Source organism: Alkalibacillus sp. S2W (assembly GCF_046764385.1).
GTDB classification, from domain to species: Bacteria; Bacillota; Bacilli; order Bacillales; family Alkalibacillaceae; genus Alkalibacillus; species Alkalibacillus almallahensis.
Genome location: NZ_CP177234.1, coordinates 2,173,949 through 2,188,192, shown reverse-complemented (window position 1 = coordinate 2,188,192; position 14,244 = coordinate 2,173,949). Strand labels below are relative to the sequence as shown.

At 41.4% G+C, this 14,244-nt stretch carries 13 protein-coding genes; 11 read left to right on the top strand and 2 right to left on the bottom strand.

Going from position 1 to position 14,244, the window contains the following annotated elements; all coding sequences use genetic code 11:
* Positions 1–2 precede the first annotated feature (2 nt).
* The 11 genes from ACKXGF_RS11535 to ACKXGF_RS11485 all read left to right on the top strand — a co-directional run bounded on the left by ACKXGF_RS11535 (position 3) and on the right by ACKXGF_RS11485 (position 11,266).
* A complete protein-coding gene (locus tag ACKXGF_RS11535; RefSeq protein WP_411953864.1) occupies positions 3–533 on the top strand; it encodes an acyltransferase in 531 nt (176 codons plus the stop codon).
* Positions 523–1,083 (top strand): glycerol-3-phosphate responsive antiterminator, encoded by a 561-nt coding sequence (locus tag ACKXGF_RS11530; protein ID WP_411953863.1) that lies wholly within the window; start codon positions 523–525, stop codon positions 1,081–1,083. The genes ACKXGF_RS11535 and ACKXGF_RS11530 overlap by 11 nt, the downstream gene beginning before the upstream one ends.
* A 196-nt stretch (positions 1,084–1,279) precedes the next feature.
* Positions 1,280–2,092 carry an MIP/aquaporin family protein gene (locus ACKXGF_RS11525; RefSeq protein WP_411953862.1) on the top strand — a complete coding sequence of 271 codons (813 nt, stop codon included), beginning with the start codon at positions 1,280–1,282 and terminating at the stop codon, positions 2,090–2,092.
* Between the two features lie 22 nt (positions 2,093–2,114).
* Positions 2,115–3,608, top strand: coding sequence for a glycerol kinase GlpK (gene glpK, locus ACKXGF_RS11520; RefSeq protein WP_411953861.1), 1,494 nt, complete (start codon positions 2,115–2,117; stop codon positions 3,606–3,608).
* Positions 3,609–3,635: 27 nt separating this feature from the next.
* A complete protein-coding gene (locus ACKXGF_RS11515; RefSeq protein ID WP_411953860.1) occupies positions 3,636–5,279 on the top strand; it encodes a glycerol-3-phosphate dehydrogenase/oxidase in 1,644 nt (547 codons plus the stop codon).
* Between the two features lie 173 nt (positions 5,280–5,452).
* On the top strand, positions 5,453–6,466 hold the full coding sequence (locus ACKXGF_RS11510; RefSeq protein ID WP_411953859.1) for a tetratricopeptide repeat protein: 1,014 nt from the start codon (positions 5,453–5,455) through the stop codon (positions 6,464–6,466).
* 108 nt (positions 6,467–6,574) lie between these two features.
* Positions 6,575–7,528 carry a thioredoxin-disulfide reductase gene (trxB, locus tag ACKXGF_RS11505; RefSeq protein WP_411953858.1) on the top strand — a complete coding sequence of 318 codons (954 nt, stop codon included), beginning with the start codon at positions 6,575–6,577 and terminating at the stop codon, positions 7,526–7,528.
* A gap of 559 nt (positions 7,529–8,087) precedes the next feature.
* A complete protein-coding gene (rapZ, locus tag ACKXGF_RS11500; RefSeq protein ID WP_411953857.1) occupies positions 8,088–8,975 on the top strand; it encodes an RNase adapter RapZ in 888 nt (295 codons plus the stop codon).
* Complete coding sequence (locus tag ACKXGF_RS11495) at positions 8,972–9,928, top strand: gluconeogenesis factor YvcK family protein (RefSeq protein ID WP_411953856.1); 957 nt, start codon at positions 8,972–8,974, stop codon at positions 9,926–9,928. Before rapZ ends, ACKXGF_RS11495 begins: the two co-directional genes overlap by 4 nt.
* Before the next feature lie 36 nt (positions 9,929–9,964).
* Positions 9,965–10,912 (top strand): DNA-binding protein WhiA, encoded by a 948-nt coding sequence (gene whiA / locus ACKXGF_RS11490; protein WP_411953855.1) that lies wholly within the window; start codon positions 9,965–9,967, stop codon positions 10,910–10,912.
* Positions 10,913–11,008: 96 nt separating this feature from the next.
* A complete protein-coding gene (locus tag ACKXGF_RS11485) occupies positions 11,009–11,266 on the top strand; it encodes an HPr family phosphocarrier protein (RefSeq protein ID WP_411953854.1) in 258 nt (85 codons plus the stop codon).
* Between the two features lie 38 nt (positions 11,267–11,304).
* Here ACKXGF_RS11485 and ACKXGF_RS11480 read toward each other — a convergent pair whose 3' ends face one another.
* Entirely contained in the window at positions 11,305–13,206 is a 1,902-nt protein-coding gene (locus ACKXGF_RS11480; RefSeq protein WP_411953853.1) for a vWA domain-containing protein, read from the bottom strand.
* 9 nt (positions 13,207–13,215) lie between these two features.
* Complete coding sequence (locus ACKXGF_RS11475; RefSeq protein ID WP_411953852.1) at positions 13,216–14,088, bottom strand: AAA family ATPase; 873 nt, start codon at positions 14,086–14,088, stop codon at positions 13,216–13,218.
* Between the last annotated feature and the right edge of the window lie 156 nt (positions 14,089–14,244).

Genomic DNA, 14,244 nt, shown 5'->3' with positions numbered 1-14,244 from the left:
CCATGCGCAAAACAACGCGCTATCCAGTTAAGAAAGCAAACTCACTATGGCAGATGTATAAAACCGTTTCATTTCTAAAAGTGTGTAAGAACTTCATCGCCATTCAATTGGGGCGTTACACCCCATGGTTAGGTGTGAAAAATTGGCTTTACCGTACATTTTTACGAATGTCGATTGGAAGGGAATCAGCTCTGGCTTTAATGGTTATGCCTGATCTCATGTTTCCTGAAAAAATCTCGATTGGACGAAACTGTGTGATTGGTTATAACACAACGATTTTAGCGCATGAGTACCTCATTGATGAATATCGTCTCGGTGACGTTGAAATTGGTGATGATGTGATGATTGGAGCGAACACAACGATTTTGCCAGGTGTGACAATTGGTGATGGTGCGATTGTTTCAGCAGCAACGCTTGTCCATGAAGATGTACCAGCTGGCGCATTCGTCGGGGGCAACCCGATGCATTTGATTTATACGAAAGAAGAACGCGAAGAAAAAATAAAGAAAGAAGGTGATGGGCGTGCTCAGTAAGCAATCGGTATTACCAGCTGTGAAAAAACCGAAAGATATCGACCGGTTGATCGACAGTGACACCGAAGTCATTATTCTACTTGAGACGCGTCTATCCTCACTTCAACAAGTCGTCAAAAAAGTAAAACAAGCAGGAAAACGTGTCATCATTCACGTCGATATGATTCAAGGATTAAAAACCGATCAGTATGGTATGGAGTTTATCGGCCATAACGTGAAACCAGACGGGATTATTTCGACACGGACGAATATTATTCAATTAGCGAAAAAATATCAATTAATTACCATTCAGCGGGTCTTTTTAATTGACAGCCAAGCGATTGAACATAATCTAGAGTTAATCAAACAAACAAAGCCTGACTATGTCGAGTTACTGCCAGGTGTTATGCCGCATGTAATAGCTTATGTGCATGAAGCGCTTCAAACGGATGCTGTCGGTATTGTTGCAGGCGGCTTAATTCGTGAACAACAAGACGTCGATTTGGCCCGTCAAGCAGGGGTGTCAGCAGTATCGACGTCACTTAGAGAACTGTGGGATTTCGATGTTTGACAGCGATTTCACCCTTTGATAGAGTATGAGATAAGTTAATAATGTCGTGGCGGAGTAATGGAGATCCACATGTATTTAAACTATTTGCTTTGTAAAGAGGTAGTTTAGTTACATGTGGATTTTTTTATGGTTGAATTACGTTCTGTCACACGTTTGAAACCGATGACAAACAGGAATAACATAAGGAGGAGATCATGTGACAGCATTCATGGGTGAATTGATCGGCACGATGATTTTAATTATTTTCGGTGCGGGTGTTATAGGAGGCGTCGTATTGAAAAATACAAAAGCGGAAGGTGCCGGCTGGGTCGTTATAACGATTGGTTGGGGCTTAGGTGTTGCCATGGGCGTCTACGCAGTCGGTTCCGTGAGTGATGCTCATTTGAATCCAGCTGTAACGATTGGTTTAGCATCGGCTGGTGATTTTGCTTGGGATGACGTGCCACTTTATATTGTCGCCCAAATGATCGGCGCAGTGATTGGTGCTATCATAGTCTATTTTCACTATATGCCGCATTGGCGTGAAACGGATGATCAAGGTGCCAAGTTAGCAGTTTTTGCAACAGACCCGGCGATTCGCATGCCATTATCGAACTTAGTGAGTGAGATTATCGGGACTTTCATGCTTGTTTTGGGCATATTATTTATTGGTGCGAATGAATTTACAGAAGGATTGAATCCAGCCATTGTCGGCTTGTTAATTGTGGTGATTGGTATGTCGCTCGGTGGTACGACGGGTTATGCGATTAATCCAGCGCGTGATTTAGGACCGAGACTGGCTCACACCTTTTTGCCGATTCCAGGGAAAGGAACGTCTGATTGGGGTTATGCCTGGGTACCTGGATTAGGACCAATGCTCGGTGGCGCTTATGGCGGTTTATTTTACATAGCATTTTTCAACAATACGATGACGCTTGCTTTTTGGTTATTAAGCGTCTTAATTGCTGCTATTTTTTACGCGTCTGTGAGACAAGAAAGGCAATATGCTACAAAAGCATTACAAACATAATAATCGGTGAGGAGATGAGAGTATGAAGCAATACGTTTTATCATTAGACCAAGGCACGACAAGTTCACGTGCTATTTTATTTAACCACGACGGTGAGATTGTTGACGTCGCGCAACAAGAATTTCAGCAGTATTTCCCGAAGCCAGGTTGGGTCGAGCATGATGCGAATGAGATATGGACATCGACGCAACATTGTATGACAGAAGTATTGCGAAAAGCCGATGTTGATGCATCACAAGTCGTTAGTATCGGGATTACAAATCAGCGGGAAACTACAGTTGTTTGGGACCGCGAAACGGGCAAACCGATTCATAAAGCAATTGTATGGCAGTCACGTCAAACAGAAGATATTTGTACAGACTTGCGCCATCAAGGTTTAGAGGAGCGTTTCCGTGAAAAAACAGGCTTATTGCTTGATCCGTATTTTTCTGGGACGAAAGTGAAATGGATTTTGGATCAAGTGGACGGTGCCCGTGACCGCGCGAAAAACGGTGAGTTGATGTTCGGGACGATTGATACGTGGCTCATTTACAAATTAACAGGTGGTGACGTTCATGTAACGGATTATTCCAATGCGTCTCGTACATTGATGTACAACATTCATGAACTAGAATGGGATGATGAGCTTTTAGATTATTTAGATGTGCCGAAAAACATGTTACCAACTGTGACGAATTCGTCAGAAGTGTACGGTTATACAGTCGATTATCATTTCCAAGGGGAGTCAGTTCCGATTGCGGGTGCTTGTGGCGATCAACAAGCAGCGCTATTTGGCCAAGCTTGTTTTGAAAAAGGTATGGCGAAAAACACGTATGGCACAGGCTGTTTTATGTTGATGAACACGGGCAATGAAGCAGTAGCGTCCGACCATGGTTTGTTAACAACGTTAGCGTGGGGGATTGATGGTCGTGTCGATTACGCATTAGAAGGCAGTATTTTCGTCGCAGGTTCGGCGATTCAATGGTTGCGTGACGGTTTGCGTTTGATTGAATCAGCTCCGAAAACGGAAGACTATGCGAACCGGATTGCATCTACAGATGGGGTTTATGTCGTACCAGCATTTGTCGGCTTAGGTACGCCGTATTGGGATAGTCAAGCGCGTGGTGCTGTCTTTGGTTTAACTCGTGGTTCTGAAAAAGAACACGTCGTCCGGGCCACATTAGAATCGCTTGCTTACCAAACGAAAGACGTCGTGAACGCAATGATCGAAGACGCTGGATTACAGTTGAAGACGTTACGTGTTGATGGTGGTGCGGTGAAAAACAATTTCTTAGTGCAGTTTCAAAGCGATATGTTAGATGTCGGTGTTGAGCGCCCAATCGTCAATGAAACGACTGCTTTAGGTGCTGCGTATTTAGCTGGATTAGCGGTTGGATTCTGGAACAGTCAGGATGAAATCGCGAAGCAATGGAACGTAGATGAAACGTTTAAACCGAAGATGGATAAAGAGGACCGAGAAGAGAAATATGATGGATGGAAACGTGCCGTAAAAGCGACACAAGCCTTTACATCGTAAAAGCTAGTCAGGAAGGGTGTTTTCTAGATGAGTACGTTTACAAATAGAAATCGACAAACGAATAAACAAGCATTAAATGAATCCTATGATTTGCTCGTCATTGGTGGCGGTATTACAGGTGCTGGGATAGCGCTTGATGCCGTAAGCCGCGGCATGAATGTGGCGGTTTTAGAAATGCAAGACTTCGCAGCGGGCACATCCAGTCGCTCAACGAAATTGGTTCACGGAGGCTTGCGTTATTTGAAAAATTTCGAAATCAAGCTCGTCGCTGAAGTCGGTAAAGAGCGAGAAATCGTGTATGAAAATGGCCCGCATATTACGACTCCGGAATGGATGATGTTACCGTTTTATGAAGGTGGTAATTTCGGTCCGTTCTCAACGAATATTGGTTTGCGCGTTTATGACTTTTTAGCTGGCGTCAAACGGAGCGAACGCCGGAAGATGTTTTCAGTTGAGGAAGCATTAAAACGTGAACCGTTATTAAAACGCGACGGACTTAAAGGCGCAGGGTATTACGTTGAATATAAAACCGATGACGCTCGTCTTACGATCGAAGTGATGAAAAAAGCGGTCGAATACGGCGCGCAGGCTTTTAATTACATGAAGGTTGAACAGCTTTTATATAACGACGGTAAAGTAATCGGTGCACGCGTCCGCGATGTAGCGAATGGTGAAACGCAAGATGTTTACAGCCATTACATCGTCAACGCGACCGGTCCTTGGGTAGATGACCTTCGTAAAATGGACCAATCGAAAAAAGGCAAGCAATTGTTCCATACAAAAGGTGTTCACCTCGTCTTTGACCAAGAACGCTTTCCGCTCCATCAAGCGATCTACTTTGATACACCAGACGGTCGCATGGTGTTTGCAATTCCACGTGACGGCAAGACATATGTGGGCACAACGGATACGAAGTACGAGTCAGATTTAGCGAACCCGACAACGACTGAAGCGGATAAACAATATGTGTTGGACGCGATTCAGTTTATGTTCCCTGATGTGAATTTAACAGATGACGATATTGAATCGACGTGGGCCGGTATTCGCCCGCTCATTCATGAAGAAGGCAAGGACCCATCTGAAATTTCGCGAAAAGACGAAATTTTAGAATCTGATTCGGGTTTAATGTCGATCGCTGGTGGTAAGTTAACAGGTTATCGCAAAATGGCAGAACAAGTTGTAGACCAAGTCAGTTCGAAATTAAAAACGATCGATGGCCGCCCATATGTGAAATCGAAAACGCAAAAGATGCCAATCGCTGGTGGTGAGGTCGGTGGCTCGAAAGGCTTTGCAGAACTGACACAAAAAATGATCCACGAAGCGGAACAACACGATATAGATAAAGCAACCATGCTGACATGGTTGAACCGATATGGTGCCAACACCCGTCTCGTACTCGATCGTTATTATGAATTAACGACAGAACACGAACTACCGCGGACTCTTTTAGCTGAATTGCATTACGCAATTGAAAACGAAGCCGTTTACAAACCAGTCGACTTCTTAATCCGACGCACGGGCAATCTTTTCTTTGATATAGATGCCGTTAAAACTTATAAACAAGGCGTCATCGATGAAATGAACCATTTCTTATCATGGACAGATGATGAATACGCGACTTATGTAAAAGAAGTCGATCAATTAATTGCTGAAGCAGAACTTAATCAGTGATATGACAAAAAATCCTTGGCGCCTAAGCCAAGGATTTTTACGTATCGTCGCTCAAGAATTGAAGCAGTAGCTCAAATATTCAACGTCCTCTCGACAAATTAACCACTCCCCATCGCTTGTCGAAGGGTGTTATGTTATACTTTGGTATGGATTAGCAAGACTAGGAGGCCTTTATGCAAACGATGTTTCGGAAGACGGATATACCAAATAAGGTCGCAACGTTTCGACATGATGGCGATTTTTATTTTTCATATGGCGTTAAAGCATTTAAACGAAAAGATTTTACTAAAGCGGAAAAATGGTTTCAAAAAGCATTGGAAACAGATCCGACGAATCCACTGTACTTGTGCCAGATGTCTGTATTATATACTGAATTACATCAATATCATAAAGCGAACGACATGTTGCAACAAGTGCTCGACTCCAATCGGGAGCCGTATGTCGATTCTTATTATTTGATGGCCAATAACTATGCACATTTAGGTCTGTTTTACGAAGCGAAAAAGAGTGCTGAACAATATCTCGAGCTAGACCCAGAAGGTGATTTTAAAGCTGAGACTGAAGAATTGATTAGTAATCTGGACCGAGTATTAACAGACTACTCAGAAGACGATGAGCTTGCATTTAGTGAAGAAGATGAGTTTATGCTATATCAAGAAACGGCATTTTACCATCTTGAACATGAAGAGTGGGACGATGCCTTAACAGTATTAGAAGAACTAACTGATCGTTATCCAGAATATTTACCGGCAAAGCATGAGTATGCCTACGCATTGTTTCAGCAAGGTCAAACGGATGAGGCGATTCAATATGAAGAAAAATGGTTAGAACAAGACCCTAATTCATTGAGCAGTCGCATGAATCTGATGTATTTTTATGATCAAATCGGTCGAACAGATCTTAGTGAAGCCTTTTTAGATGAGCTTAAAAAAGTGTATCCGACCTATTTTGAAAAACAATTAAAATTAGCAATCGTGATGGCTCAAGTCAATGATCACGCCGAAGCAATCAAACGTTTCCGGAAACTTAAATCAGATCAGGTCTCGAATTATTTAAGTTATTATTTATGGTTCGGTTATAGCTTGCGTGCCTATTACGATGATGAAAAGGCTTCGACCATATGGCAAGAAGCAAAGGAACAGCATCCGACGATTGAACGTTTATTACAAGCACATGGTTGGGAATAGATAACTGAAATAAAAAATACCCCCCTGAGCACATTTATTGTCGCGAGTCGGGGGAGTATAATATGATAAGAGTAGTTAAAGTTAGAGGGTTTTAAAGGAGTTGACAGTATGAGTGAAGAAAAAATTTATGACGTAATTATCGCTGGCGCAGGGCCAGCTGGAATGACAGCAGCTGTATACACTTCGCGCGCGAATTTAGATACATTAATGTTAGAACGCGGTATGCCTGGTGGTCAAATGGCTAATACAGAAGATGTGGAAAATTTCCCTGGATTTGAGCACATTATAGGTCCGGATTTGTCGACCAAAATGTTCGAACACTCGAAGAAATTTGGCGCTGAATATGCATACGGTGATATTAAACAAATTATTGATGGTAAAGAATACAAAACAGTTATAGCTGGGAAAAAAGAATATAAAGCACGTGCAGTGATTTTAGCAACTGGAGCGCAATATAAGACGATTGACGTACCAGGTGAAGCGGAGTATTCTGGCCGTGGTGTTTCATATTGTGCTGTGTGTGATGGTGCATTCTTTAAAGAAAAAGAACTATTCGTAATTGGTGGAGGCGATTCTGCCGTTGAAGAAGGCATTTATCTAACACGCTTTGCGGATAAAGTAACAATCGTGCACCGTCGTGATGAGCTACGTGCTCAGAAAATTCTGCAAGATCGTGCTTTCGACAACGAAAAAATTAATTTCTACTGGAATACAGAACTAAAAGAAATTAAAGAAGCGGATGGCAAAGTCGGAAGTGCTGTGCTTTACGACAACGTCACAGGAGAAGAACGTGAAGAAGACATTGACGGCGTGTTCATTTACATCGGCATGTTACCGTTAAACTATGCTTTCACAGAATTAGGAATCACGAACGATGAAGGCTGGGTGCAGACTGATGAAAAAATGCAAACGTCGATTCCAGGGATCTTCGCAGCAGGTGATATTCGTGATACTCATTTACGTCAAATCGTTACAGCAACAGGTGATGGAAGTATCGCTGCACAAGCGGCACAACACTATATCGAAGACTTAATGGAAGAATTACAAGCCGCTCAATCTTAATCGTAATCGTAATCGGTTTTTAATGCCGTTGTAACACGGGTGCAATATTGGGGTGTTATAATGAAATTAATAATTGACCCCCTTTATTCTATAGAGCTTCTATTAGCACAGGTAGATTCGCCTTTCATCTACCTGTGTTTTTTCTGTTTTATAGACTTTTTTAAAGTTTAGTGTAGAATTTCATAAATAGCGATTAGTTGTTGAATTGTGAGGAGCGATGTTGGCGACATTGCCGTCACGGGAACAGCATGCGCTACGAAAACCCACTGTGATGATACAGTGATACAGCGAAATTTCCAATTATACAGCGAAAACATTGCTTCATACAGCGAAAGTTCTCAAATATACAGCGAAATTTCCAATTATACAGCGAAGTCATCTCATGATACAGCGAAATCCCTCAACCATACAGCGAAACTAAAGCGTCAGCCGAAAGCGGATCACAATATCAACAACGGACTTTTGAAGAAGCATTTTATAAGAAATTTTGCAGTGAATAGTCAGGAACGCTTCTACCGTGTATAATTGAAATTAAATATATAAGTGAGGGGTGACGTCATTGGAACCAAAACCTCAAAAAGTTGAATTAGTCATCATTACTGGTATGTCAGGCGCAGGAAAGACAGTCGCCATTCAAAGCCTAGAAGACTTAGGTTATTTTTGTGTCGACAACTTACCACCTGCTTTATTACCTAAATTCATTGAACTCATGAAAGATAATAAAGAAAATAAACGTCTAGCCGTTGTGATGGACTTACGTGGACGCGAATTTTTCGATTCTTTATATGACACATTAAACGATTTCACTAGTGACGAGGTGATCTCTGAGCATATCGTATTCTTAGATGCTGATAAAGAAACATTAGTTCAGCGTTATAAAGAATCAAGACGCTCGCATCCATTAGCACCAGATGGCTTACCACTAGCAGGTATTAACCAAGAACGCGCAATCTTAGATGAGTTAAAAGGGCGCGCACAAACAATAATTAATACATCTGAATTATCAGCACGTGAATTACGCGAGCAAATTATTAATCAGTTTAAAGAGCGGAAACAACACGTATTCTCCGTTCAACTCGTCTCATTTGGATACAAACACGGGGTTCCAATCGATGCCGATCTCATATTTGATGTGCGTTTCTTGCCGAACCCACACTATGTCGAGTCGATGCGTGATTTAACCGGGCAAAACCAAGAAGTGTCTTCTTATGTTTTGAAATGGAAAGACACACGCAAGTTTTTACGTAAATTACAGGATTTATTATCGTTTATGTTGCCACACTATGAACGTGAAGGAAAAAGCCAATTGGTCATTGGCATTGGCTGTACGGGAGGCCAACATCGATCTGTAGCAATCGCCGAAAAAATCGCTGATATGATTGGCAAAGATTATCAAGCCCATGTCTACCACCGCGATATTAAGAAAGGACATGAAGTTTCCTCATGACAGATGTTAATGGACCAAAAGTAGTCGTAATCGGTGGTGGGACAGGATTACCTGTCTTATTACGTGGTTTACGGAAATTCCCGGTTAACTTATCAGCAATTGTGACAGTATCAGATGATGGTGGTAGTACTGGACGATTGCGTGAAGATTTAAGCATGCCGGCACCAGGCGATATTCGTAAAGTGATTGCTTCGATGTCAGATGTTGAGCCGACGTTACTCAGTTTGTTTCAACATCGGTTTGAAGACGGAAATGGACTATCGGGTCACGCACTTGGTAATTTAATATTGGCAGGTATGACATCAATTACAGGTGATTTCTACCAAGGAATTAAAGAAATTTCCCGTGTGTTTAATGTCAAAGGTCGAATTTATCCGATTGCTAATGAAAATATGTATTTAAAAGCAGAATTCGAAGATGGCACAGTGGTTAGAGGCGAGTCGAAAATTCCTGAAGTTAATAAACCAATTAAGCGAGTGTTTTTTGATCCTCCTCATGTGCAACCATTGCCCGAAGCTGTTAGGGCGATTAAACAAGCAGAATTAATTGTCATAGCACCGGGAAGTTTGTATACGAGTATCGTACCTAACCTTATTTCCTGGGAAATAAAAGACGCATTACGTCAAACGAACGCAGAAACCGTATATGTCTGTAATGTTATGACGCAGGAAGGCGAGACAGCTGACTACACAGCGTCTGATCATATAGAAGCCTTGCATCGACATGTCGACAATCCATTTGTCGATTCAATTGTGATGCATGGTGAACAGATCGAACAGACAATCAAGTACGAATACGAAAAAGAACATGCTGAACCTGTTATTTGTGACCGAGATGAACTAGAAAAGATGGGCGTTCGCGTCATCCAAGGAGATATTGCTGACTTACATAGTGACGGGACATTAAAACACCATGAGCATAAAATCGCAAATTTACTCTACGAATTGTTATAATGGATTCTAGAGTTAAAGAAGTGAAGGGGAATCGCTATGTCATTTGCATCAGAAACGAAAAAAGAACTGACAAGCATCGAGACGGACCAATGTTGTAAGCAGTCGGAATTATCAGCCTTGGTTCGTATGAATGGATCATTATCCTTTTCCAATCGAAAATATATATTAGACGTCCAAACGGAAAATGCCGCTATTGCTCGTCGCATTTATACATTGATTAAGCATGTTTATGATTATCCAGTCGAGCTCTTAGTCCGTAAAAAGATGCGTTTAAAGAAAAATAATATTTACATCGTTCGACTTGTCGAGGGTGTTGAACACGTGTTGAAAGATTTAGGTATTATGGATGGACCGTTTTCGTTCAACCGCAGCATTCCAGATAATTATTTACAGCGCGAGTGTTGTAAAAAGTCTTATTTACGTGGAGCATTTTTAGCAGGCGGTTCTGTTAATAATCCTGAAACGTCATCTTATCATTTAGAAATTTTTACATTGTATCAAGAACATAATGATGCACTGGTCGAATTGATGAATGATTTTGATTTACATGCAAAAACACATGAACGTAAAAAAGGATATATTAATTATCTAAAAGAGGCTGAGAAAATTACCGAATTTTTAATACTAATCGGCGCTCACCAGGCTCTGCTGAAATTCGAAGATGTTCGCATTATGCGGGATATGAGAAATTCAGTGAATCGCTTAGTCAATTGTGAAACAGCTAACTTAAACAAAACGATCGGCGCTTCGTTTCGCCAAGTTGAGAACATTCGCTATATCGATGAAGTCGTCGGCATTGATTCACTGCCCGATAAACTTCGCGAAGCGGCTGAACTTAGAATGCAGCATCAGGAAGTGTCATTAAAAGAATTAGTGGACTTAGCGGAATCGAGTACGATCAGTAAATCAGGCCTTAATCATCGCTTCAAAAAAATTGATGACTACGCTGAAAAACTGCGTAAAGGTGACCTTCTCGAGAAATAAACAAACTATTCTAAAATTTGTAGTTGTGGTATAATATCGGGTAATAATCTATAAAAAACGATGAAGAAATTATGGGATATAGAGAGGAGAATTGCTTTGGCTGAACAGAACGTTGTCGTTCAATTAGAATCAGGATTACAAGCAAGGCCAGCTGCTAAATTTGTGCAAGAAGCGAATCGATTTTCCGCTGATGTCTTTTTAGAAAAAGGCGAAAAACAAGTGAACGCCAAAAGTATTATGGGGGTCATGAGTCTTGCGATTGGTTCAGGAGAAGAAGTGACCTTAAAAGCTGACGGTGTTGATGAAGAAACCGCTCTCAGTACACTGGCATCCTTAATGGAATCAACTGAATAAACTAAAGACCACAGCGCGGAAGCTGTGGTCTTTTTATATTAGATCGACTTTAATAACAGCCGCTTCAATATGCCCGAAAACGAACCAGGTAATTCGCTTAAATCAGGTATAAGCATATGTTCACGTCCGTAAATGTTACGCATGAGCATCGCTTCGTGTTCGGCAATCTCACCGTCACCTAGAAAGACACCAACAACTTCTATGCCTTTCTTCCGCGCCTCGATCACCGCTTCATTCGTGTCAATAATGCCGTTTTCACTATAATTAAACGCAGAAGGCTCACCATCTGAAAATACGAGCAAAAATTGGTCTTTTTCCGTGCGTTCTAATAACTCTTCTGTCGCAACACGAATCGTGAAGCCGTCACGATTATCTTCTTCAGCATCAAGCTGCAATAGCTCTGGACCAACATTAGTTTGCAACGCGTTGTCGAATGTCATCACACGATGAAAATAGTTCGGTTGTTCATTCTCCTTCGTCGCAAAACCATCTTCCCAGAACCCAATCACATTGTGAGGAATCTTCAACTCTTTTAAGACTTCATGGAATAAAATTGCCGCTGTCTTCGTTTCTTCCATTTTATTAAACATTGAGGCCGAGCAATCAATGAGCAATGTAAATACAGCATCAATTTCATCGCTTTCTAAATCATTTTTATAAAAGACACGCGATTCGTTTTCGATTGAAAGCGGCAGCAATTGTTTTTTATCAAGACGCCCCGTTAATAAATGCGATCGTTCGGCATTTTGTTTCTGATCTAATGCTTTAAAGATCGTTTGGGATAGTTGGCGACGAAGTGGATCGATTGTCCGCAATAAATCACGATAGGCATCATCGTCAGCTTCACTCGGTTTTTCAGGATAACGATCATAGACAACGGCGTTCGCATTTTCTTTCCCGTAATTTTGTTCGTCACCCGCTTCTTGCTCACTTTTCTTCTCGTCTAAATCTTCAAGATGCTCATACTCGCTCTGATCCGTCTGCGCAGACATCCCTTGAACGCTTGCCATCGCCTGATCGCCTTCTTCAGTTTGATGAGCACCATCACCAATCATCGTCGTCTTCGTTCCTTGATCCAATTCAAATTGCATAAACGTTTGATTCTCATCGTCATTTTCATTCTCTTGATGCCATGTTTGAAATCGTTCATTGATGACATCGTCGCTCGACGTGTCATCCTCATCGTCATTATTCAGTGGATCGACACGCTTCAATTCCTCAATGACACGTTCTTCTTGGAGTTCGGATTGATGTTGAATCGGGTAAACGAAATAACGATTGATCATGTCACTATAGTCTTCTTCAAGCGCCTCTTGGATTTCCAAAACAATGCGCACGACATTACGCGTTGATTTTGATTCATAGACACGTTGGAGAAGAGGTTTAATTCCTTGTAATGTCCGATTCTGCGTCGACTTGCTTGATTTAAAGGTTTCAAAAGGTGATTCAGATGTTAAGGTTAGATAAATAAGACAAAATAGCTCATCCGTAAAATAGCTACGTGTTATGGCTGTTTGTCGTTGCGTTTCAAAATAGTGATGATACGCCTTCCTCCTCATATCAAACCATGATTTCGTACCAGGCCGACGCCTACGAATTAACCGTTCTAAGCGAATGTCTTCAAGCAACGTAAATAATTGCTCGATAAAATAGGGCATATGACTGCGATTCGTTTCTTTTTTTAGACGCAAAAATTCAGATACAGATGTCTCGTGCAATGTTCCTAAGACACGTAACAAGATATCCGTTTTATAACCCGTCTGTTGCACGTTAAACCGATGATCCCAAAAATGACTCGCCGTAATCTGCCGGTCGTCAATATGAACTGTTGCCCCAAAATGATAGTCAAATTCTAAATCCGCTTCTTTGGCTAAAACATTCACAAAGTCACGCAAAGTCGCCAATTGTTGTGTATCAACCACTTTATCATTAAATTTCACCGAACCACCTCATTCAAACAACGTATCCGCTAAGTTACGGACATTTTCCTTCTCACGGTCATCTTCCAATTTATCCACGATCGCCCGTTGGATCGCACGTTTAGCTGGAATCATATGAGCTAAATCACACGCATCAATCAGCGCACGAATACTCGCAGCATCCTCAGCAATCTTACCTTGCTCAGCCGCTTCAATTAAATCAGCCGACAATTGGACGAACGCATTAATTTTTTCTTTATCTGATAAGTTCGTTTCTGATTGAATCAACGATTTTAACTGATCGCCACCAATATAGGAAATATCAAACACGATAAAACGGTTTTTCAGCGCTTCATTTAGTCGAGTCGTGCCGATATACCCCTCATTAATCGCAGCAATGACATTAAATCCTTCTTGCGCTTGAATCCGATTATTGGTTAAAGGATTAGTTACGGTACGGCGGTAGTCCAGTGCCCCATTGATTAGCGGCAAAGTTTCTGGTTTCGCCATATTAATCTCATCTATATAAAGAAGATGCCCATTTTCCATAGCTTGAACAAGCGGTCCAGGCACAAAGTCGATTTGTTGTTTGCCGTCTTCATCATAATTAATCGTCTTAAACCCTAAAAAACTTTCCGCATCCAAATCAACGGAACAATTCACACTAAACATCGGCTGCTTCAAGTAATTGGCTAACGTTTCAGCTAGCTTCGTCTTACCCGAACCAGTTGGCCCTTTAAGCAACACATTTTTTCCTTGCATTAACGCCACGAGCGCATCCGTTAAAATCGTTTGATCATAAGGTAGATAACTCGCTTCTGTTTTTAAGTAATCAAACTCACTTGGATTGGGTTGCTTTGCTTGTAATTTAGCTTCTATTTCATTCGGTAATTCGATCGTCATCTCAGTCACTCCTTGTCTCACTGCCTTAATCGTATCATGTTAAGCGTTAAGATGAAATTGCAAGGGAGTTTACAGTTGAATGAAGGGGGAGGTGAACTGGATCCTTAATAGCATACCAAATCGCACATCAATTAGCCTACTGACTATAGCTATTGT

Excerpts from the sequence above, each read along its gene's own strand:
- glpK (WP_411953861.1), top strand. The coding sequence starts at position 2,115 with ATGAAGCAATACGTTTTATCATTAGACCAAGGCACGACAAGTTCACGT.
- ACKXGF_RS11475 (WP_411953852.1), bottom strand. The coding sequence starts at position 14,088 with ATGACGATCGAATTACCGAATGAAATAGAAGCTAAATTACAAGCAAAG.
- trxB (WP_411953858.1), top strand. The coding sequence starts at position 6,575 with ATGAGTGAAGAAAAAATTTATGACGTAATTATCGCTGGCGCAGGGCCA.
- ACKXGF_RS11515 (WP_411953860.1), top strand. The coding sequence starts at position 3,636 with ATGAGTACGTTTACAAATAGAAATCGACAAACGAATAAACAAGCATTA.
- ACKXGF_RS11510 (WP_411953859.1), top strand. The coding sequence starts at position 5,453 with ATGCAAACGATGTTTCGGAAGACGGATATACCAAATAAGGTCGCAACG.
- ACKXGF_RS11535 (WP_411953864.1), top strand. The coding sequence starts at position 3 with ATGCGCAAAACAACGCGCTATCCAGTTAAGAAAGCAAACTCACTATGG.
- whiA (WP_411953855.1), top strand. The coding sequence starts at position 9,965 with ATGTCATTTGCATCAGAAACGAAAAAAGAACTGACAAGCATCGAGACG.
- ACKXGF_RS11495 (WP_411953856.1), top strand. The coding sequence starts at position 8,972 with ATGACAGATGTTAATGGACCAAAAGTAGTCGTAATCGGTGGTGGGACA.